Annotated in this window: 13 protein-coding genes; 6 read left to right on the top strand and 7 right to left on the bottom strand. The window is 48.0% G+C overall.

Features of this window, described 5'->3' with window-relative positions; all coding sequences use genetic code 11:
* Positions 1-35 precede the first annotated feature (35 nt).
* The 3 genes from GJQ68_RS21360 to GJQ68_RS21350 all read left to right on the top strand — a co-directional run bounded on the left by GJQ68_RS21360 (position 36) and on the right by GJQ68_RS21350 (position 4,245).
* Entirely contained in the window at positions 36-1,430 is a 1,395-nt protein-coding gene (locus GJQ68_RS21360; protein WP_162419303.1) for a dipeptidase, read from the top strand.
* 88 nt (positions 1,431-1,518) lie between these two features.
* A complete protein-coding gene (locus tag GJQ68_RS21355) occupies positions 1,519-3,534 on the top strand; it encodes a protein-disulfide reductase DsbD family protein (protein ID WP_162419302.1) in 2,016 nt (671 codons plus the stop codon).
* Between the two features lie 327 nt (positions 3,535-3,861).
* Positions 3,862-4,245: a hypothetical protein gene (locus GJQ68_RS21350; protein WP_162419301.1), complete on the top strand. Its 384-nt coding sequence runs from the start codon at positions 3,862-3,864 to the stop codon at positions 4,243-4,245.
* A gap of 22 nt (positions 4,246-4,267) precedes the next feature.
* On the opposite strand, the gene GJQ68_RS21345 is transcribed toward GJQ68_RS21350, so the two are convergent.
* Genes GJQ68_RS21345 through GJQ68_RS21330 form a run of 4 tightly spaced genes read right to left on the bottom strand, consistent with a single transcriptional unit; the run spans position 4,268 to position 11,453 of the window.
* Complete coding sequence (locus GJQ68_RS21345; RefSeq protein WP_317174465.1) at positions 4,268-5,392, bottom strand: glycoside hydrolase family 16 protein; 1,125 nt, start codon at positions 5,390-5,392, stop codon at positions 4,268-4,270.
* 8 nt (positions 5,393-5,400) lie between these two features.
* Positions 5,401-6,882, bottom strand: a complete 1,482-nt coding sequence (locus GJQ68_RS21340) for a PKD domain-containing protein (protein ID WP_162419300.1) — start codon at positions 6,880-6,882, stop codon at positions 5,401-5,403.
* 12 nt (positions 6,883-6,894) lie between these two features.
* Positions 6,895-8,367: a RagB/SusD family nutrient uptake outer membrane protein gene (locus GJQ68_RS21335; protein ID WP_162419299.1), complete on the bottom strand. Its 1,473-nt coding sequence runs from the start codon at positions 8,365-8,367 to the stop codon at positions 6,895-6,897.
* Positions 8,368-8,372: 5 nt separating this feature from the next.
* Entirely contained in the window at positions 8,373-11,453 is a 3,081-nt protein-coding gene (locus GJQ68_RS21330) for a SusC/RagA family TonB-linked outer membrane protein (RefSeq protein WP_162419298.1), read from the bottom strand.
* Positions 11,454-11,703: 250 nt separating this feature from the next.
* Here GJQ68_RS21330 and GJQ68_RS21325 point away from each other — a divergent pair, with 250 nt between their 5' ends.
* Positions 11,704-14,547, top strand: a complete 2,844-nt coding sequence (locus GJQ68_RS21325) for a triple tyrosine motif-containing protein (protein WP_235941834.1) — start codon at positions 11,704-11,706, stop codon at positions 14,545-14,547.
* Positions 14,548-15,365: 818 nt separating this feature from the next.
* Here the strand turns inward: GJQ68_RS21325 and GJQ68_RS21320 are convergent.
* Positions 15,366-16,790 carry a DUF1593 domain-containing protein gene (locus GJQ68_RS21320; protein WP_162419297.1) on the bottom strand — a complete coding sequence of 475 codons (1,425 nt, stop codon included), beginning with the start codon at positions 16,788-16,790 and terminating at the stop codon, positions 15,366-15,368.
* Between the two features lie 128 nt (positions 16,791-16,918).
* Here GJQ68_RS21320 and GJQ68_RS21315 point away from each other — a divergent pair, with 128 nt between their 5' ends.
* Positions 16,919-18,199 (top strand): nucleoside hydrolase-like domain-containing protein, encoded by a 1,281-nt coding sequence (locus GJQ68_RS21315; RefSeq protein WP_162419296.1) that lies wholly within the window; start codon positions 16,919-16,921, stop codon positions 18,197-18,199.
* Between the two features lie 41 nt (positions 18,200-18,240).
* Here GJQ68_RS21315 and GJQ68_RS21310 read toward each other — a convergent pair whose 3' ends face one another.
* Both GJQ68_RS21310 and GJQ68_RS21305 read right to left on the bottom strand, forming a co-directional pair.
* Positions 18,241-18,438, bottom strand: a complete 198-nt coding sequence (locus tag GJQ68_RS21310; protein ID WP_235941833.1) for a GTP-binding protein — start codon at positions 18,436-18,438, stop codon at positions 18,241-18,243.
* Positions 18,439-18,481: 43 nt separating this feature from the next.
* Positions 18,482-18,850: a MerC domain-containing protein gene (locus GJQ68_RS21305; RefSeq protein ID WP_162419295.1), complete on the bottom strand. Its 369-nt coding sequence runs from the start codon at positions 18,848-18,850 to the stop codon at positions 18,482-18,484.
* Positions 18,851-19,561: 711 nt separating this feature from the next.
* On the opposite strand from GJQ68_RS21305, the gene GJQ68_RS21300 reads away from it, so the two are divergent.
* Complete coding sequence (locus GJQ68_RS21300) at positions 19,562-19,978, top strand: GxxExxY protein (RefSeq protein WP_162416568.1); 417 nt, start codon at positions 19,562-19,564, stop codon at positions 19,976-19,978.
* Positions 19,979-20,166 lie beyond the last annotated feature (188 nt).

Genomic DNA, 20,166 nt, shown 5'->3' with positions numbered 1-20,166 from the left:
TTAATTTCGATCTTGAAATCAAGAACGAAAAATACATGTCCATTCAGCGTTACATAGCAGCAAATTCTCCCCGGTTTTTAGATGAATTGGTAGACTTACTGAAAATCCCCTCTGTCAGTGCAGACCCGGCCTATAAGGAAGAAGTGGTGAAAGCCGCCGAATTTGTCAAAGAGAAGTTAATTGCCTCCGGGGTCGACCATGCCGAAATCTGCGCAACGGCTGGTTTCCCCATCGTGTACGGAGAAAAGATCGTTGATCCGGCAGCCCCTACCATTTTAATCTATGGTCACTACGATGTGCAACCAGCAGATCCTTTGGAGTTATGGGATTCTCCTCCCTTTGAACCCGTGATTCGTAACACAGAACTGCACCCGGAAGGGGCCATTTTCGCACGGGGATCAGCGGATGACAAGGGGCAGTTTTACATGCATGTGAAGGCCTTTGAAGCCATGATAGCGGAAGGCATGCTTCAATGCAATGTGAAATTCATGATTGAGGGAGAAGAGGAGGTGGGATCCGAAAACCTGGACCTCTTTGTTCAGAAAAATCAGGAAAAGCTGAAAGCGGACGTGGTATTGATTTCGGACACTTCCATGATTTCGCTGGAACATCCCTCCGTGACGGTGGGATTGCGCGGGCTAGCCTACCTGCAGGTGGAAGTCACAGGGCCCAATAAGGACCTGCACAGCGGAACCTTCGGTGGATCCGTAGCGAATCCCATCAACGTGTTGTGTAAAATGATCGCTTCCCTGCACGATGAGGACAACCACATTACCATCCCGGGATTTTACGATCAGGTGCAGGAGTACGGCCCGGTATACCGAAAGCAATTAAATCAAGCTCCTTTTGAGGAAGCGGATTTCAAGCGAAAGCTGGATGTAAAAGAAACCTATGGAGAGAAAGGGTACACCACCATTGAACGGGTAGGCATCCGGCCCACGCTGGACGTGAATGGTATTTGGGGCGGCTACATAGGAGAGGGAGCCAAAACCGTACTGCCTTCCAAAGCCCATGCGAAGATTTCCATGCGCCTGGTCCCCGATCAGGAGCACAAAGCCATCGCCCAGTTATTTGAACAGCATTTTAAACGCATCGCTCCTCCCGCCGTAAAAGTGAAAGTGGTTCCCCACCATGGAGGACAAGCTGCAGTGGTTCCTACCGACTCCATCGGCTATCAGGCAGCAGAAGCCGCCATTCAGGAAGCCTTTGGTAAAAAAGCCATCCCTACCCGGGAAGGGGGGTCGATCCCCATCACGGCACTCTTTCAGAAGGTATTGGGCCTGGACCCAATTTTATTGGGATTTGGACTGGATACCGATGCAATTCATTCTCCAAACGAACATTATGGGGTTGCTAATTACCTGAAAGGCATCGAAACCATTGCCTTGTTTTTTAAGCATTTCCACCAACTTTCAAAGGAAAAATCCTAATCACTACTCTCAGGAACTTATCCAGTACCTTTTTAATTAATAGAGGGAATGGATTGATTTCTGAACCATTGAATGGCCCATAAAATTTATGAAGGTATCTTATTTGATTCCCCTTTTTTTCCTGCTTGCTTTTGCGACCAGCCTGAACGCTCAGGTAATTTCTCCCCCCAAGTGGGATATACGGATAGATAATCCGGAAGCCGGGGTCGGAGAAGAAGTTACCCTGATTCTAAATGCTGCCATTCCTATCAATTGGTACATCTATTCCAATGATTTTGATCCCAACCTGGGGCCTTTGCTGACTGAGATCGTTTGGGAAGACCAAAAAGGATTCCGCCCGGTCGGGGATTTGACCGCTATAAATCCAAAAACCAAGTATGAGGAAGTATGGGAAGGAGAGGTCACCTATTTTGACAAGGAAGGGGAATTTCAACAGACCCTGCTGATCGAAGAAGAAGATGTGCTGATTCAAGGTACCCTGGAATACCAAATGTGTTCCGATATTACCAACCAGTGCATCAACTATCAGGAGGATTTCTCTATTGCATTGGGAAATGCCCCGGCAAGTTCATCCGAACCGGAAGCTTCCGATGCTGACCTGTTCAATGCAGAGGAAGAAAAGGAGACCGGGGAATCGTCCACCATTACCTTGGAACAGCCGGAGTCTTCCTTAGTTAGCTTCATGCTCATTGCCTTTCTGGCTGGCTTGGCTGCTTTGCTAACTCCCTGCGTGTTTCCCATGATTCCCATGACGGTAACCTTTTTTACCGGCAGGGCGAATTCCAAATTTCAGGGGTATCGTAACGCCTTTATTTACGGGTTTTCCATCATCGCTATCTATACCATTGCAGGAACCATTGTCGCTGCCGTACAAGGGCCGGAATTTGCCAATTGGCTTTCTACCCATTGGTTACCCAATATTTTCTTTTTCGCCGTTTTCATTTTCTTTGCCTTGGCTTTTCTCGGCCTATTTGAGATCACCCTGCCCACTGGTTTTGTGAATAAAATAGATGCCAAAGCGGATAAAGGAGGAATAGCCGGTATTTTCTTTATGGCGTTTACCCTGGTGCTCGTTTCCTTTTCCTGTACCGGTCCTATTGTGGGATCTATATTGATCAGTTCAGCCGGTGGTGCCCTGTTAAAACCCATTTTAGGCATGTTTGCCTTTGCGCTGGCCTTTGCGCTTCCTTTTACCCTCTTTGCTATTTTTCCGGGCTGGCTTAATTCACTTCCCAAATCAGGCGGCTGGCTTAATTCTGTCAAGGTGGTCCTGGGATTTTTGGAATTGGCGCTGGCCTTTAAGTTCCTGAGTATTGCCGACCAGGTATACCATTGGGGAATGCTGGACCGGGATATTTATCTGGCTATCTGGATTGTCATTTTTGCCCTGTTGGGACTCTACCTGCTGGGAAAATTGCGGCTTCCACACGACAGTCCCCTGGAATACCTGGGCGTTCCCCGGTTGCTGCTGGCCATGGTCACTTTTGTATTCGTGGTCTATATGATACCCGGTTTGTGGGGAGCCCCGCTAAAAGCACTGAGCGGCTACCTTCCTCCCATATCTTCCCATGATTTTGATTTGGTAAAGATCAGCAGGGAAAACGCTTCGTCTTCGGATCAGGAACTGGATGAGGTTCCGAAATACGCCGATTTCCTTCATTTCCCACACGGCATTCAGGGCTACTTCGATTACCAGCAGGCCCTGGAAGCAGCCAGAAGGCAGGATAAACCCTTATTTATCGATTTTACGGGGCATGGCTGTGTGAATTGCCGGGAAATGGAAGCACGCGTCTGGTCTGATCCAAGGGTATTGAAAAGGCTGAAAGAGGATTTTGTGATGGTGGCCCTGTACATTGACGAACGCTACACCCTACCCGAATCGGAATGGTATATTTCCACGTACGACAACAAGGAAAAAACCACCATCGGCAAACAAAACGCCGATTTTCAAATCACGCGATTCAATAACAATGCACAGCCCTATTATGTCATTCTGGATCATGAGGAGGAATTGCTGGTGAATCCCATCGCCTACGAAACAGATATTCAGAAGTTTGTGGAGTTTCTGGATGCCGCTAAGGAAGCATTTGCCCGGCGGCAATAGGGTCATTTGAAAATAAGGGCGGTTGTTCTATCTTACTTATTTTAGCTGCAGGTAAAAATACTGTTGCCGTTTCGCTGTACCCTAGCCAAGACCCCATAAGGCAGCGTATGTGTTTCACGCGGCGGCCGCAAAGGGGTCGCGGTGGACGCGGCGGGGACTATCACATATCCCCATTTACATACCACCTGAGTACGGAAACTTGATTTACCCAATCCTCTGCATTGCCCCTCGCTGCGTTCGTCGCGCATTTCGCTGCGTGAAACCCTTTTTCCCAGGCCCAGAATTTTGCCTCCACTTGCCTGAATTTTCTTTTCTCATCTTTTACCGATGGCAGAATTTAAAGCAGAATTTAAAGATCAAGGGGCCACTGGCATTAGCGAAAGGCTCGTTTCACTATTGAACTTGCTTGCGGCTAATGCTTTAAAACCAACGCTATTTTACCCCGGGTCGCACCTCCTGCGTCGGCTTACCCGGGGCTACCAACATGTCACCCCTACCGGGGTTGGTTTTTTTACACCGTCATCCCGATTTTTGCGTTTTTTAAATGTTAAGCCTACCATTGACGAGAAGGGCTCACCAAGACAACAACCCGATGAACCCAACCCGCTGCGATCGCCGCGCCTTTCGCTGCGCCCGCTGCGTGAAACCCTTTTATCCTTAATTTTTAAGCTAAGAAAAAAAGCGGCTCCCTTGAGAACCGCTTCTATATAACCAATAGGAAATAGGTAATCCCTTACTCCCGCTGAAAGACCCGCACATAATCCACCACCAATTGTTGGGGGAAGTTGGTACTGGCATCCGGATTTCCGGGCCAATTGCCGCCTACCGCCAGATTAATCAGCAGAAAAAACGGCTCCCGAAATTCATCCATGGCACCGGAAGCGATGTTTATCTCATGAAACTCCTCATCATCCAGCAGCCAGGTAATGGACTCTTCGGTCCAAATGATGGAAAATACGTGAAAGCTATCCTTGAAAATGGCTCCTTCAGGGAGTGAGGTTTTTCCGCCGGCAGTGGCATAGGCACCGTTATTATCCCAGTGAAGCGTTCCGTGAACGGTATTGTCCCGTCCATCGGCAGCCCCTCCGATCATTTCCATGATGTCGATTTCTCCACTGGCCGGCCAGGGCGTTTCGGTAATGCTTTCTCCCAGCATCCAAAATGCCGGCCAGATGCCCTGTCCCCTGGGCAAGGCGGCCCGAAAATCAATCCTTCCAAACTGAAAGTTTTGCTGCCCCTGCGTTTTTAGCCGGCTAGAAGTATAGTTTTTTCCTCCCATGGACTCTTCTTTTGCCGTAATCACCAAATACCCGTCTTTCAATTCGGCATTCTCTCTACGGTAAAACTGGAGTTCATTATTTCCCCAGCCACACAAGTTCGGGCAACCGTCTCCGATTTCTGCCACCCAGTCTCCGGAAAGACTTGTTCCCTCGAACTCGTCCCGCCAAACCAGGGAATACCCCTCGTAACGCTCCGGAGAGGTAAAGCCCGATTCCGGAATGCCCAGGCCCAGATCTTGTTCGGAAATGGTGATCGTCCTTTCTTCACTGATAAAGTTAGTTTCCGTAGCATGGGCCTGCACCCGAATGGTATACACTCCGGGGCTGCCGTAGCGGTAGCTTGCTTCGTTTCCACTCACCAACTCCGGCAATTCACTTTCGGCACCGAAACTCACCCGGAAAAAGTTAGCCTTTTCCGCCGTAAAGGTAACCTGCACCAGCCCGTTCGCCTGTTTCTCCAGGGAAACTTCCAGGTTGCTGGGCAAGACTACCTGCCCATCTACTTCCTCCTGCTCGCAAGCCTGGGTCGAAAGAAGGGTGAGGAATAGAAATAAACCTTGAATTGCTTTGGTCATCATAAGCATCATCATTGGTTATCCGGAATAAGCACGAATGTCCAGAAAACAGAACCCGAATCCGAAATATCTATGGTGATCGTCAGTTCTTCGACTCCTTCTTCATTCGTATACCCAATCACCTCGTAGGTAACTGCACGGTCATCAGCAGGTGGTCCTGATTGGTATTCACCGCCATTGAAAGCCTTGGGAAGGGCAATAAATGCACCGGTCCCGGTAACCGTTATCCGTGCGTTTTCCGTTTCGGTAGCCTCGGTAAAGCTGAAATCATGCGTGCCAGCTCCCCAGGCTTCTCCAGCCGTTCCGGCAAGGTTGGCCACCGGCTGACAGCCTTCTTCTACCCCCATATACGCTTCTCCGTAGATATCATCCACAGGATCGTAGGCATAGGTACCGTCTTCGTTGAAAATAAACCGATCGTTAAACAAACAGGCACGGGCTTCCGAGATATCCTCACCATTGGGATAAAATTCATCACTTCCCGGTGCAGGGCCTACCCCGAAGGCTCCGGCGACTGGTTTCAGTTTCCAGGCTTTGCTACCGTCACCGATCAGGCTTTGGAGGGATAGTGTTCCGGGGTCCACCGGCTCGGGTTCGGGCTCCGGCGTTTCTTCTTCCGGTACGTAATCTTCAGGGATCAGGCGAATGTACCAGGCAAATTCGGTATTGGCCTGATCCACGAAACGAAGCAATATTTCATTTTCTTCGATGGTTATAATTTGGTAGGTCCTTCCTCCGGCAAAGTAGCCTAGAAAGCCTCCCTGGGATATGGTCAGTTCCGGATAGCTATCTTCCGGCTCGGCCATGCTCCATTTTAGCCCTTCAGGGGCTTCATACGGAGCAGAAAGGTCACCCACTCCGGGATCAAAGGAACCCGGAAAATTAGTCCCCTGGGCTGCATTCAGATAAACCAGCCCGTCAGTTTCCATGTCAAAAGCAAAGTCGGCCAGGTAAAAGGTGTACCGGTCGGTGTACATACCCGAGCCTGCCTTTTCGTTGGGCTGGGCTTCATACCATTCCGGGAAATCGCCTGCCTGAGAAGGATTGGGTCCCAGGCCAAAGTGGCCCTGCCGACTGGCATCCACTTTCCAGGTTTTACCTTCCGTAGCTTCGACACCACCCGTCAATAAATTATAAAGCGGTTTGTCCAAAAGCAGGGGGTCGGTTTCTGCAATTACAATTTCCTTGCTCATCGTAACGCTGCCTCCTGCATTAAATACCGTCAGGCTGACCGTATAGGTTCCGGCCGTTGGATAGGTACCGGTGACCGTCTGTCCGGTTCCGGCACTACCATTTCCCAAATCCCAGTTCATAATGAAAAAGTCATTGGAAGCCGTAAACTGAAGGATATTGTCACTTTCCTCCGTTGGTTCAAAGCTAAAATCCGCCTCTTCCTCTGAGGGAGGCACTTCCTGCAAACTGTATTCCTCAACACATGCAGCCATAAGAAACAAAGGCAGCATTAATAGGATGAAGTTTAGGTATTTTTTCATGAGTTTATATGTTTAATATCCTGGATTTTGTTCCCAATTACCCCCTGCCAGATCAATTTCCACCTGAGGAATGGGAAACAACTCGTGTTGACCTGCTATAAAGCCATTGATCCGATCAGCTGCCTGGCCTGTCCGAACCAAGTCAAAGAACCGTAGTCCTTCTCCGGAGAGTTCGAGCCTTCTTTCTTGCAAAATATCCTGATACAAGGCATCATCTGAGCTGTTAATGGCAGGCATGTCTACTCTGGAACGAACCTTGTTTAGCTCCATCCGGGCCCTCTGATCGTTCCCGGATCGTTGGAAAGCCTCGGCAGCCATCAGTAACACATCCGCCCAACGGATCGCCCGGTAATTCAAGGGGCTGGTCAGATCGTTATCGGGCAAGCCAAGCTCATCCAGCCGTTTGATGTACTTATTATTGAAATAGCCGGTATGGCCTCCACCACCTATCGCATAGGTGATTTCATCCGGATTAGGCTGTGCCGCAATAAACGCATCTAAATCCAATACGCTGGCATCCCTACGGATGTCTCCGTCTTCAAATGCCTGATACAAGTCTTCGGTGGGCAGGTTGTAACTGTTGCCATCGGCATACACCGGACCGGTGTATTGGCGAATACTTTGAAATCCTACAGCAGCATTGCCATTCAGGCAGACCAGGCATCCGTAGTCTCCTCCCTGCAATCCGCTGAATTGGATGGTAAATACATCTTCCGCCACATTTTGATTTTGAGCGAGAAACAGGGTTTCGAAATTCTCAAAAAGGGCATATCCCGCCTGATTGGTATCAATCAGCTCTCCCAAAATCGTGGCAGCATCCTCGTATTTCTGCTGATACAGCAAGGCTTTTCCTAATAGGGCCATCGCGGCTCCTTTAGTCAGACGGCCGGTTTGATCCACATTCCAGGGCAACACCGCCAAGGCCTCCCTGAGGTCGGATTCAATTTGCTGATAAACCTCCGTTTTTGGCGTGCGCGGTGCAGTGGAAATCTCATTGATGGAAATCCTGCGGTCCACAATTAGCGGCATGTCTCCAAAATAGTTCACCAGGTTAAAGTAGAAATAGGCGCGCAAGAATTTTGCCTCGGCCAGTATCAGGTCTTTTCCTTCGAAATCGACTTTCTCCTGATTTTCGAAAATGTAATTTGCCCGGGCAATGCCCGTATAATTTACCCGCATGACGGCTCTCAACTCTTCGTTGACACCTCCATGGGTCATGTTTTCAATTTCGTGAAGACCGCGAGAATCATTCACGCTTTCTCCACCTGCAATGGCATTGTCGGAAGCAATCTCCCCTATCCACATGTTCAGATAGGCTGGTTGCATCATGTCGTAGACACCTATAATGGCTCTGTCAAAATCTTCTTCCGTATTAAAGAAATTTTCGGCATCCTGCGTAAATTCCGGATCGATGTCCAGTAAGCTATCGCAAGCGGTCAATGTCCCGAATAGCAGGACGAGTGACCATTGATATATATACTTCATTGTATTTAGAATTTAATGTTAAAACCTGCCATAAATGTTCTTGCCTGAGGATAAATCCCATTGTCCACTCCGGCAAAAAGCGGGTTTCCGGAACCCACATCCGGGTCAAAACCCTGATATCGGGTTAGGGTCAGCAGGTTGTTGGCTGCCAGGTAAAAGCGAAAATAATTCATGCCGATTTTCTGCGAAACGGTAGTAGGTAGGGTATATCCCAGTTGTACATTCCGTAACCGTAGAAAAGACCCGTCCTCTACATAAAAATCGGAGAATACGGTGTTTCGGGTGGCTCCCGTAGTGAGTCTTGGATACTCATCGGTGCTACCCGCCCCGGTCCAACGGTTTATCCAATAGGCCTGTTGATTGGCATAGGGTTGTTGCCTTTCGTAATTACGGATAATTTCCTGACCCAGTGCAGCGTAAGCATTGGCGCCAATATCGAATCCTTTGAAATCCACCGATAAGTTGAGGCCCATGGTCATGTCAGGTATGGGAGATCCCAGACTGGTACGGTCGGTATCGTCGCCGAAACTGATGACACCATCCCCGTTTTGGTCCACAAAGCGAAAGTCCCCAGGCTGTGCCCCGGGTTGACTCACCGTACTTGTGGCAATTTCTTCCTGAGTTTGGAAAACACCATCAGTTTGGTACCCGATGAAATATCCTATGGGATATCCTTTCTCAAAACGGCTGGCCACATTGCCTCCTACGCTAAAAGGGGCACCCGGGATAAATTCAAATCCCAGAGGAACGGCTGTCACTTCGTTTTTCAATAATGTCAAATTGTAGTCAACACTGAAATTCACTCCCTCTGAGCGATTAGTGGCATATCCCAGCTCCAATTCGATACCTCGGTTTAACACGTCCCCAGCGTTAATTACCGGTGGTGCCCCTCCGGGACCGTAGGCTCCCAATAGCGCAGATACATCCGGCTGGAAGAGCAGGTCTTTCGTATTTTTGATAAAATAGTTGGCCGTAAAATCCAGGTTACCCAAAAGGGAAAAGTCCAATCCAATATTCGTTTGGTAGGTCGTTTCCCATTTCAGATCGGGATTACTGGTATTGCCTATGGCAGCCCCGTTGACGATCAGGTCGTTAAACACGTAGGTGGCCGATCCATTCAGGAGCCCTCTGTAACGAAACAGCCCGATCTGATCATTTCCGGAAACACCAAAACTGGCCCTCAATTTCATAAAATCAATGCCGTTTAGGTTAAAGAACGGTTCGTCAGACACCACCCATGCTCCTGAAACAGCGGGAAAATACCCGATCCGGTTATTGGGGCCAAAGTTAGTAGAGCCATCTCTTCGGATGATGGCAGAGAAAAGATACCGCTGCTTGTAATCGTATTCTCCACGGAAAAACGCAGAAGTGAGCCGCTGCCGACTCTGAAAGGAACCTACATTATTCAAGAATCCTCCCGAAGCCTGATTGGCGGAAATGTCAGCAAAATTCAAGTCATTATTGGGGATATTAAAGCCGGTTCCATTTAGCCCTTCACTTCGGTTACCTACCAGGGAAAGTCCAAACATCCCTTTTACCCGGTGTACATCGGCGAAGGTTCTGTTGTAATTTAAATAAGTCTCCAGGTTATAATCCAAAAAGGTATTTCTGGACTCAAACACATTGGCTCCCCGCTCAATTTCCAGACCGCCTACATCCACCAACACCGGATCCAGGTTGGCATTTCTCGCCGAATTGGCAAATTTGCCCGGCCCGTACCAGACCAGTGGATTAAACGTTTTGGCATCTACCATCGCAAAATTGTATCCGGCCCTTCCGGTCCAGGTAAAATGATCGTTGATGGTGTATTCCACTTCTTCTTTACCCACCAGCTTGTTTACATAGGAGTTGTTGTAGGTATTCTCCATTTGGGCCATCGGGTTGATGATGTCATTGACATTTTCCAGGTAAGAGTACCGGTCACCCACTCGTATGGGTTCTGTCGGATAGGCATTGATGGTATTGTACAAAACCGATCCGATTCCTCCCTGTGGCAAGCCACTGCTCTCCTCACGCGTAAACAGTAATACGTTGGTAAATTTAAGTTTTGGGGCTACCTGCGTAGTAAAGTTTATCCTTGCATTGTACCTTTCGAAATTTGCTTTGGATCCCCCTACAATACCCTCCTGGGCAAAATAACCTCCCCCGATGGAATAGCTGGTCTTTTCCGATCCTCCGGTCAGGGTCATATTGTATTCCTGAATGGGAGCTTGCTGGAATGCGGCATTCTGCCAGTTGGTCCCTTCTCCCAATTCTACGTTGGCAAAGGGTAGTGGCTGTCCTCCTGCGGCGAACGCCTCATTTTTTAGGATAGCATATTCTCTGGCATTCAGCAGGTCCAGTTGTCTGGCCGTCTCCTGCACACCATAATACCCGTTTAGGTCCAATTGCGGCTTCGATCCTAGGTTTCCCTTTTTCGTTTCAATCAGAATAACGCCATTGGCAGCGCGGACTCCGTAGATTCCAGCCGTGCCATCCTTCAATACGTTCACGGACTCAATATCACCTGGGTTTAGCGCATTTAATCCGGCGGCATCATAAATGACTCCGTCTACCAGAATCAGCGGATCGTTATCCCCAAAGGTGCCAATTCCCCGAATCCGGATATTAGATGTTCCGCCGGGCGCACCTGAGTTGGTGGAAATATTCACACCGGCCAATTTCCCCTGAAGGGCCTGGTCCACTCTGGGCATGTTCATCTTTTCGATGGCCTCCCCTTTTACCTGGGAGGTGGCTCCGGTTAATTCCCTTTTGGAGGCGGAACCATAGCCGATGACCACTACTTCGTCCAGGTTGGACACATCTTCCTGCATGACTACGGTTAGCTCCGTGCTGTTGTCAATCGTCAGGGTTTGACTTTGGAAGCCCAGATAAGAAAACTGGAGGCTTTCTCCGGTGCTAGCTTCGATGGAAAAACTCCCATCAATATCCGTCACCGTACCCGTGCTGGTTCCCAGCTTCAGGATGCTCACCCCCGGAAGCGGAAACCCCGTTTCGTCCGTTACCGTGCCAATGATTTCATTGGACTGTGCCCATCCACTTGCGGAGAGGAACAAGGTAAAATAAAGCAATAAAACATTTTTCATTTGATCTTGGATTTATTTCTGCTCCCAAGGTGCTGCAAATATCCGTTTCTCGAAAAAATAGAAGTACATCATAAGTACTACAAGGCCCTATTTTCATTTTCACAAAAACTCTACAAAAACGTATAAAATACGCGTTTAAAGGATTAAAATCGAACTTTTAAATTTCCAGTAAACCTCATGTTCTGTAATTAGTTAGTACATCAAAAAGAAATCCAGTAACTTGGCTACTCGTACCAGGCGATCAACGCAGATGAAGTACCTACTCAGCCTCCTAATCCTACTGGCAGGTGTGAAAATGGCCCAATCCCAATCCATGGGTATCCCCTTTTCCCGCTATTATTCCAGTCAGGAATACCAGGGCGGTATTCAAAATTATGCCATTACCCAACATGCCAGTGGGATCCTGTATGTGGCTAACAACTACGGCCTACTGATACACGATGGTACCACCTGGAGGCGACAGTCCTTACCCAACAGCACTAAAATCAGGCATGTAGCAGTCAATGAAAAGGGAATGGTGTATGCCTCCGGACAGGGAGAATTCGGCATTTTTATGCCCGACAAACTGGGCCGACTCCAATTTCATTCCCTGAAAGACAGTCTTCCGGAAAACCTTCGGGACCTGGATGAAGTCTGGAAGGTATATTTAGGGGAGGAAAACCTGTATTTCTGCACAAGCAACAGCATCTTTGTCTACACGACCGATCATGAATTTGATTATAGCCTGGAAAGTAGTGAGGGTTTTGAGAGCTTTCATTTCCACAACAACTCTCTGATTGTAAATGAAAGGGGAACCGGCTTGCTTCAAATTCAAAATGGCTCCTTTAGCCCACTAAATCCCTTTTTCTCAGATAAACTGGTAACGGGCCTGCTTCCTGCCGGGCCGGATCGCTTTTTGGTCTTTACCCGGGACAACGGAATTTTTACCAGTTCTGGAAAATCAACCGAAAACTGGCCAGGAGGCCAAAACTTGACCATCAATGCCGCTCTGCGCCTTAAAGACGGGACCATCGCCGTAGCAACCCAGCTTGACGGGCTACTATTGCTGGATCCGGCAGGAACTGAACGGATGAAAATGGACCGGCAAAATGGATTAAACAATAACTCCGTCGTTTCGCTTTTTGAAGACCTTTCGGGTAATTTATGGCTGGGGCATAACAATGGACTTAGCCTGATTCAATTAAGTCTTCCCTTTAGTAAAATCAATCATTTTTCAGGACTTACCGGCACGGGGTACCATGCCACTTTCCACGAAGGAAATTTCTACTTTGGGACGAATAATGGGGTCTATGTACGGGAAGCAGCTACCACGAACAGCATGGAGTGGCTTCCCAATTCTACCGGGCAGGTACATCAGATTAAACCCATTCAGGACCGGATCCTGATCGCCCATAATGATGGTGCCTTTGTCCTTCAGGATGGCGTTTCCCGGCAAATCGGAGCCCCGGAGGGAATATGGAATTTTCAGCCCCTGCGAAATCATCCCGAACTCATTTTATCTGGTGGCTATTTTGGTTTGCACCTTTTTGAAATTAGGGAAGATTCCATCCGTTACCTGCGAAAAATTGAAGGGTTCAATGAATCCAGCAGGATTGTGGAGCAGGATGATCAGGGCAATATTTGGGTTGCCCATGGCTACAAGGGCTTGTACAAGCTCCAGCTGGATGAAACCCTGGAAACGGCCGAGGTAAGTTATTTCGGGTCGGAACAAGGCCTGCCAACGGATATACTTAACAACGTCTGGAAAATAAACAATCGCCTGGTGGTGACCACCCAGGCAGGAATTTTCCGATACAACGAAAGCAGAAATTCCTTCGAAAGAGACTCCTTTTTTAGCACATATTTTGAAGAAGGTAGCCTGATCCATTACCTGGCGGAAGACCAGATGGGAAATATCTATTTTATCGGAGAGACCGAAACCGGGGTATTGGAAAAGGAAGTAGACGGCAGCTATTCCAAGCAGTTTCAGGTTTTTAATCCATTGCTTCCCCTGCTCAACGACGACCTGCAAAATATCTCCGTCATGCGCGGAAACGAAGTGCTTTTCGCAGCCAACGAAGGGTTTATTAGGTTTAGCCTGAATGACAATGCCTTTGATCCCCCTGTATTCCCTACCCTGATTCGGGCTGCCTACCTGACAGGGGCAGCGGACTCCTTGATTTTTGCCGGAAATACCGGGGAGCAACTCCCCTTACCATCCATTCGCATCCCCTATAAACAAGCCAATATACGTTTTGAGAGCAGCAATCCTACCCCCAATAATGAAAAGGACCTGAGGTACCAATACTGGCTGGAGGGATTCGAGGATGGGTTTGGGCAGTGGGTCGCGAGAAGGGAAAAAGCGTATACCAACTTAAGAGAAGGCAGCTATACGTTTCATGTCCGGAGCAAAAACCTGTATGGAGTGGTGAGTCCGGAGGCCACTTTTTCATTTGAGATCTTGCCTCCCTGGTACCGAAGCCAAACGGCCTATCTGATCTACCTTACCCTGCTGATTTTGAGTGCCTTTCTGGTCTACCGCCTGGTGGAAAAAAGGTACCAAAAGAAAACCTTACAGCTAAAGACAGACTCCCAAAAAGTCATCGAAGCAAAAGAAAGTGAGTTGAAGGTAAGCCGAAAAGAGGTGGAGCGGCTAAAAACCGAAAGGTTGAAGCAGGAAATCCAAATTAAGGACAAAGAATTGGCCGCTGCCACCATGCACCTGATTAACAAAAACGGCTTTATCGATCAGATGCGGAACAACCTGAACAGCATTACCAAAAAGAGCAAAAATCAGGAAGTAAAAAACGAAATCCAGAAAGTAATTAAGACCATCGAAAAGAACATTGCAGAAGACCAGGACTGGGAGCAGTTTGAAATCCACTTTGACCAGGTGCACGGCGATTTTATGGCCCGGTTTAAAAAGGAATACGACAACCTCAGTCCCCAGGAAATCAAGCTTAGTGCCTACCTGCGGATGAATCTGTCTACTAAAGAAATTGCGTACCTGATGAATATTTCAGTCCGGGGGGTAGAAATCGCCCGCTACCGACTCCGAAAGAAGCTACAACTGGAGCGCAGCGACAACCTGCAGGAGTACATTCTTAAATTTTAGGTTAACTTTTTCCTTCACATTCAGCATAGGAGGGATACTTGGCGGTTCTCTTGTTTTGAGCGATCCCATTGTTTCTCGCGGCGGACGCGGAGGGGATTATCACATATCCCCATTTTCATTCCACCTGAGTACGAAAACTTGATTAAAAGTTGCACCTCCTGCGTCAGCTTACCCGGGGCTACAAACAGGTCATCCCCAGCGGAGTTGGGTATTTTATCCTGTCATATCCATTTTTGTATTTTTAACTATTTAAACCTCACCATGTTAAAAAAAGTAAAGACTGACATCAAATCACCTCCCCCCAGCCCCCTCCTGTTTTCAGGAGGGGGAGAAAGGGGGTGGTAAAATACGTCATTGGTAGCAACGCGAACCAATCTGATACGGTGCGAAACCGCAAGTCCTCCGTAGATAGCAAGTAGAAAACGAGTAGCGTAAACGTATACCCACAGTCTGCCGCACGTGCCGAAGAAGGTATTGCCTTTCGATTGAATTCACGTTAACACCCTCGAATTGACGGGAAGAAGTCACCAAGACATCAACCCGATCATCCCAATCCGCTGCGATCGCTGCGTATTTCGCCGCGCCCGTTGCGTTCAACCTTTTACGCGAGGTGGAGACGTTGACAGATCCCTATCTACAAACCACCCAAGTATGGAACCCTGATTTACCCAACCCTCTGGATTGCATCCCGCTGCGTTCGCCGCGCCCTTCGCCGCGCCCTTCGCCGCGCCCGCTGCGTGAAACCCTTTTTTTAACAGTTCTTTAATTTTCTCTCTAGCCACCTGAAACAACGCTTCTCAACTTTCCCCTCCTGGCTATCAGGGGCGGACATCCACAATTACCCGCTTGTACCGGGTAAGGGCAGGCTCTCCATCATCCGTCACTTCCAAAATAAGGTGAAGTTCTCCCATTTTACCTGGTTGGGGAACCACAAAATGCGCCCGTGCTTTGTCTGCATCCGTAATGGTCAGGGGTGTCGCCGTCCGGCCGTTGGAAAGGGTGAAATCTCCTGGTTCTCCATACAGGTACCAACGGTACTGCAAGGTATCCCCATCCGGGTCGCTGCTTCCTTCCGCATTCAGCTCAATCCGATCCCCTACCCTTGCCTGCATGCGCTGCTCCATGGCCAACTTGGGAACCGGTGGATGATTCGCCTCCGAATACGATTTGATGGTCCAATCCATCCTGGCGGAAAAATCGTTTTGAAAAGCCCTTCGCCATCGGAAGATGGTGGCTTTGTTGCTCGTGTGCCACTCGCCGTCCGCACCCAGCACCTCATCCATGGCATCGGTCCAAAGGGGTCGGGTTTCCGGTTCGGAAAACCAGGATTCCATGCGTGGCTGGTAATATTCGTACCTGCCACCCCAACTGCCCCAATCCGGTCGCTCCGGGTTTCCCAGGCCATTGGGTATCAGGTACAGGAAGCTGGGAGAATCGCCTTCCATCAAGTATTCAGTGTGAGGGTATTCGGCACCGAGCGGTCCTTTACTCCGGATATGCCGGTCCAACCAGGGATTGTCCACGATTTCAAAATTGCCACCGGCAAACCTGCCATGAAACTTGTCCCCGCTAATACCTGACCAGGTACCAAAATGGTAGGCTCCAAGTGAATGAACCCCCGGGCTGGCGATATAGAAAAGCTCCGGAAAGTTTTTCCGAAGCCAGGGACCACTGTCATCCTGATCCGAGATGGTATATACCCTTAATTTGTCCACAAAGCAGTCCAAGGCCTCCGGAGAGCGGGTTTCCCGCACCTTCCAAAGTGCCTGCGCCAGGCAATTGGAGCCGCCCCAGACCAAGACCCATACCGGGCGATCATCTGGTTGGTCAACGGTCTGAATGATCCAATCCGATCCAGGTGAGTCCATACCGGCTCCCACGGCTTCCATTCCATAATCCGCTCGGCCTTCTTTTACAAGTTTACGCAGGGAAACTGCCTGCGGGTAACCCTTTTCGTGCATTTCCAGGTTATCCCGTACCTTTTCATAGGCATCAAGAATTTCCAAAATTCGCCAGGCGGCCGTTTGATCTGGCTGGTGCCGGGAAGTGGTAGCGATAAGGCCCTCTACATCCCATTGATTGGCATACGTAAGAAACCGCACCAGGGACTGGGCATCATCGGGTTCATTTTCGATATCGGTCAGTACCAGGATGCGATTTTTGGCGGGGACTTCCTGAGCGGAGATGCTTCCGGAAGTCAAGGCCAGGATAGCCGTCAGCAGTAGCGTTTGTATTAATTTCATAGTACTAATTTATTGATTTTTCTTTACTTTTTTTGTCCGATTTTATATTCATTGTTTTTACCTTTAGTCCTGTCTCTGCCTCTAATGCCAGCATTTACAGAACCGTAAACCCAAAAATGACCCCACCTATGACTTTTCGGTACTTTAATCTTTGTCTGACCCTACTGCTGTTGATTCAAGGATCCCCGGCTTTTGGACAAATGGAAAAGCCACGCGTGCTGGTGAGCACGGATATAGGAGGAACCGACCCGGATGATTTTCAGTCCCTGATTCATTTGTTTATGTATGCGGACAAGGTAGCCATCGAAGGGCTCATTGCTTCCCCTTTCGGAGAAGGGAGAACGGCCGCAATTCATCAAATCATTGACCTGTACGAGCAGGACTATCCCCTACTTTCCGCGCAGGCGGAAGGCTTTCCCGAACCGGAATCACTCCGTTCCCTAACCAAACAAGGTGCTATTTCCAGTGCCCCTTTTGCGGGCTATGCCAATGCTAGTGAAGGGTCTGAGTGGATCATCCATTGGGCCAGAAAGCAAATTGACCGGCCCTTATGGGTCTTGGTATGGGGAGGGTTGGAGGATCTGGCCCAGGCCCTGCACGATGCCCCGGATATTGAGGAGAAAATTCGGGTGTACTGGATTGGCGGTCCCAATAAAAAATGGAGCGTCAATAGCTATGCCTACATTGCCCAAAATCATCCGGAGCTATGGATGGTTGAGGCGAATGCCAGCTACCGGGGCTGGTTTATGGATAACGAATCTCCTGATCACCTGAAAGGCGATGCCTATTATTCCCGCTATATTCAGGGCAAAGGAGCGATGGGGGAGGCTTTTAAGGACTTTTACGGAGGCCGGATTAAAATGGGTGACACGCCCTCCCTGGCGTACCTGTTGCATGGCGATCCGGATGACCCGGAGGGAGAAAGTTGGGGGGGAAGCTTTGTTCCTATTGACCGGAGTGCCCGGGTAATTTTTGACGGAAATAGCAGTCCTGCCGATACGGTAAGTTCTTATGCCACGTTGGAATGGCGATTTAAAGGACCGGAAATCAGCATTGCCCCGGATAGTGCTTGTTTCCATATGGAGATATGGGATCAGGTATGGCCGGGGTATTACCTGGGAGACGGGCTATACAGCATCCGCTATTCTCCCAAGCGAGCTGAAACCGGCAGCTATGAAACCATTAGCGAACTTCCGGCACTCCATGGCCTAAAAGGCGCCTACACCAGCACCAACCCCTGGCCGGGAAGAGCTTCCGAAGAAGATTTCCAATTGGGATCCCATTGGTATAGCGACCGATCGGATCCGGACTTATTTATAGAAGACCAGCAAGGTGCCCGGACCATTGCGCAATTCCGGGAGGAATACTTACTGGACTGGGCCAAAAGGTGGGACTGGCTGAGCGATTAAGTGGATGCTTAGGAAGGGGTTCTATATTGAACAGGACATCTTTAAATGGGCCAAAAGTCCTGTAATCGGAAGGAAAAATCGGCGCTATCAGGGTTAAATGAGTGGTCAAGACATCCCCTTAGATCATTGGAAATGGCTTTTTGGTCAAGATCCTGCCCAATAATGACCAATTCATTCTTCCGATCTCCCCATTTTGAATCCCATCCTTTAGCAATTTCATCTTGATTTTCGATATACACCGGGTTATGAATTCGCTCATTTTTTGAAAATGTTTCGTTTAGGTCAGGATGATAAGTCGGAACCAGACTGGCGGAAATCCTTCCAGTTTACCAGGTGGGCAATGGCTACGGTAATTCCTCCCAAACCGGTCAATAGTAGTTCCCCCCACTGGCTATGAAACAAGTGACCTGATCCAATCAGTAGAAATCCCGCTACCACCAAGCATAGTGCCTGACCTTTTTGATGATGTCTTCGATAACCATGTACCAATGAAATAGCAGCAATAAAGAAGCCCAGCAAGATAATGGTGTATTCAATCCAGGGATCGTGGAGAAAATGAAGCCCCGCAAGGGGAGCTAATGTGACTAAAAAGGGTACGGCTATACAATGGATGGCACAAAGCATGGAAGCACTAAAACCAACAAAATCCAAATGAAGGCCGACAAACTCTTTTTTTCATACTTTAATATTTTTTGCAACTTTATTGCAAATATAGTACTTTTTGTTTTTTATGCAATATTGTTGCGTTTAATAATTCGAGATTGTAGGTTTGCTATCAAAAAAGAGGGAACCATATAAGGGATATAAGGACATGGAAGGGGCTACGAACAAGCTTATATTTACTTAAATACCTTATATGGTTTAAAAAAAGGGGAACCATATAAGCGATATAAGGGCATGGAAGGAGCTACGAACACCCTTATATTCACTTAAATTCCTTATATGGTTAAAAAAAAGGGGAACCATATAAGCGATATAAGGGCATGGAAGGAGCTACGAACACCCTTATATTCACTTAAATTCCTTATATGGTTAAAAAAAAAGGAACCATATAAGCGATATAAGGGCATGGAAGGAGCTACGAATACCCTTATATTCACTTAAATTCCTTATATGGTTAAAAAAAAAGGAACCATATAAGCGATATAAGGGCATGGAAGGAGCTACGAATACCCTTATATTCACTTAAATTCCTTATATGGTTAAAAAAAAAGGAACCATATAAGCGATATAAGGGCATGGAAGGGGCTACGGTCAGCTTATATTTTCTTAAATACCTTATATGGTTTAAAAAAAAATGTAATAATCTAATATTTTTTATGAGAAAGGCTTAATTTTATTTGGATCCATAATTTTGAAGGCATGAGGATAACCAAGCGTTTCTTAACGGACCTGGTATATCAGGTCAATGGGGCCGCCATAGAGGTCCATAAAGCCCTCGGACCCGGGCTTTTTGAAAGTGTTTATCAAAAATGCATGATTCAAGAGTTTCGCCTGAGAGGCCTACACTTCCAGTCCGAGATACGGGTACCCGTAAACTACAAGGGCCACACCCTTGAAACAGCGTTGCGCTGTGATTTTTTTATTGAAAACATTCTGGTTGTGGAGCTAAAAGCCGTAGAAAAGGTATTACCTGTTCACGAAGCCCAGCTTATCACCTACATGAAACTTCTGAATTCCCCAGAAGGCTTGCTAATCAATTTTAATACCAGCCATATTTTTAACGAAGGCCAGAAAACCTACGTGAATGAACTATATAGAGATCTCGAGGATGAGTGATTGAAAAACTAAAAGGAAAAAATCTAACAACAGGCTACATGGTTTAAAAAAAATGGAACCATATAAGGGATATAAGGACATGGAAGGGCCTGCGAACAAGCTTATATTTTCTTAAATAACTTATATGGTTTTAAAAAAAAGGGGAACCATATAAGCGATATAAGGGCATGGAAGGAGCTACGAACACC

This window comes from Cyclobacterium roseum (assembly GCF_010119225.1).
Lineage (GTDB): Bacteria > Bacteroidota > Bacteroidia > Cytophagales > Cyclobacteriaceae > Cyclobacterium > Cyclobacterium roseum.
This window is presented reverse-complemented; position numbering and strand designations above follow the sequence as displayed.

Bases quoted from the DNA above. Each gene is read 5' to 3' on its own strand.
- GJQ68_RS21360 (WP_162419303.1), top strand. From the start codon at position 36: ATGTCCATTCAGCGTTACATAGCAGCAAATTCTCCCCGGTTTTTAGAT.
- GJQ68_RS21355 (WP_162419302.1), top strand. From the start codon at position 1,519: ATGAAGGTATCTTATTTGATTCCCCTTTTTTTCCTGCTTGCTTTTGCG.
- GJQ68_RS21350 (WP_162419301.1), top strand. From the start codon at position 3,862: ATGGCAGAATTTAAAGCAGAATTTAAAGATCAAGGGGCCACTGGCATT.
- GJQ68_RS21345 (WP_317174465.1), bottom strand. From the start codon at position 5,392: ATGATGACCAAAGCAATTCAAGGTTTATTTCTATTCCTCACCCTTCTT.
- GJQ68_RS21340 (WP_162419300.1), bottom strand. From the start codon at position 6,882: ATGAAAAAATACCTAAACTTCATCCTATTAATGCTGCCTTTGTTTCTT.
- GJQ68_RS21335 (WP_162419299.1), bottom strand. From the start codon at position 8,367: ATGAAGTATATATATCAATGGTCACTCGTCCTGCTATTCGGGACATTG.
- GJQ68_RS21330 (WP_162419298.1), bottom strand. From the start codon at position 11,453: ATGAAAAATGTTTTATTGCTTTATTTTACCTTGTTCCTCTCCGCAAGT.
- GJQ68_RS21325 (WP_235941834.1), top strand. From the start codon at position 11,704: ATGAAGTACCTACTCAGCCTCCTAATCCTACTGGCAGGTGTGAAAATG.
- GJQ68_RS21320 (WP_162419297.1), bottom strand. From the start codon at position 16,790: ATGAAATTAATACAAACGCTACTGCTGACGGCTATCCTGGCCTTGACT.
- GJQ68_RS21315 (WP_162419296.1), top strand. From the start codon at position 16,919: ATGACTTTTCGGTACTTTAATCTTTGTCTGACCCTACTGCTGTTGATT.
- GJQ68_RS21300 (WP_162416568.1), top strand. From the start codon at position 19,562: ATGAGGATAACCAAGCGTTTCTTAACGGACCTGGTATATCAGGTCAAT.